Origin of the sequence: Halomicronema sp. CCY15110 (assembly GCF_016888165.1) — a bacterium.
Taxonomy (GTDB): Bacteria; Cyanobacteriota; Cyanobacteriia; order Phormidesmidales; family Phormidesmidaceae; genus Halomicronema.
The window spans coordinates 1-667 of the sequence record NZ_JACSWC010000130.1 but is presented as its reverse complement, the minus strand read 5'-3'; the positions used below and the strand labels follow the sequence as shown (position 1 = coordinate 667).

Sequence of the window (667 nt, the reverse complement as noted above, 5' to 3'; positions counted from 1 at the left end):
CTAAAATCGAGCACTAAATTCCCGTCCATCGCCTTCGACAGCAGCGCTAAGCGATCGCCGATAGTCGTGTGAATTGACGCCAGTCGCTCAAGCGCTGACGCATCTTTTCTCGATATTCCGGTGCCGATTGTTTCTGTTGGTGAGGATGAAAGTAGCCGCGTATCGGTTCAAAAGCCGAGAGAAACCGTTGGGCTTGCCCTGGCGCTTTAAAGCGCCCCATCCGCCTCTCCCGCACTCGGGTCGGCCTGTGCGAATTCTCCGCCCGGTTGTTCAACCCCTTGTGCTGTCTATGTTCGACCCCTGGCATCAAGTCTTTCTTAGCCGCCCCATAGCTTCTCAATTTGTCGGTAACGATGCCCCGAGGAGCGAAGCCGCTGGACTTGAGCAATTTGCGAAAGAACTTCTTCGCGGCCCGTTTATCGCGATGACGCTGCATCAGGATATCAAGGGCTTGACCGGTAGCATCGACGGCCCGCCAAAGATAGTAGTGCTAGCCTTTGATCGTGATCACGACTTCGTCCAGATGCCACTTATCAGCAGGTTTGGGGCGACGGCGACGAATCTGATTCGCATACGCCTGAGCAAACTTCTTGCACCATTTGCGGATCGCTTCATAGGTGACCTCGATGCCGCGATAGAGCATCATTTTCTCAATGTCTCGGTAGCT

At 54.3% G+C, this 667-nt stretch carries 1 pseudogene; it reads right to left on the bottom strand.

Going from position 1 to position 667, the window contains the following annotated elements:
* Positions 1 to 46 precede the first annotated feature (46 nt).
* Positions 47 to 475, bottom strand: a pseudogene (locus JUK32_RS27345) (transposase); the annotation flags it as partial.
* Positions 476 to 667: the final 192 nt, after the last annotated feature.